The sequence below is a fragment of the Paenibacillus sp. Aloe-11 genome (genome assembly GCF_000245715.1).
GTDB classification, from domain to species: Bacteria; Bacillota; Bacilli; order Paenibacillales; family Paenibacillaceae; genus Paenibacillus; species Paenibacillus kribbensis.
Map to the genome: position 1 here is coordinate 161056 of NZ_JH601059.1, position 321 is coordinate 161376.

1 pseudogene is annotated in these 321 nt (G+C 50.2%); it reads right to left on the reverse strand.

Annotated elements, in window-relative coordinates:
• Window positions 1–321, reverse strand: a pseudogene (locus WG8_RS18895) (peptide ligase PGM1-related protein); the annotation flags it as partial.

Genomic DNA, 321 nt, shown 5'->3' on the forward strand with positions numbered 1-321 from the left:
GAGTAACTCGCACAAGCGGCTATAGGTGAGGGGTGAAGCGGTAACATTGCGATAGTAACGGGACAATGTTTTATGCTGCTCTCCCAAGACAGAGGACAGGAACGAGATGTAAGTAGACAGAGTGAATCTGCCATTAATCTCGATCACCGGAACCAGCAATCCGCCTTCATCCACAAAACCGTCGATGGAGGCCATACCTGTATATCCGATGGAATACAGATAGGTTCCCAGTTGATAGGCGCAGCGTCTCACTTCTTCCTCCAATGCAGCGTCAATATCAGCCGGAACCTGAGACCCGATATATACGGTGCCGTCCACGTT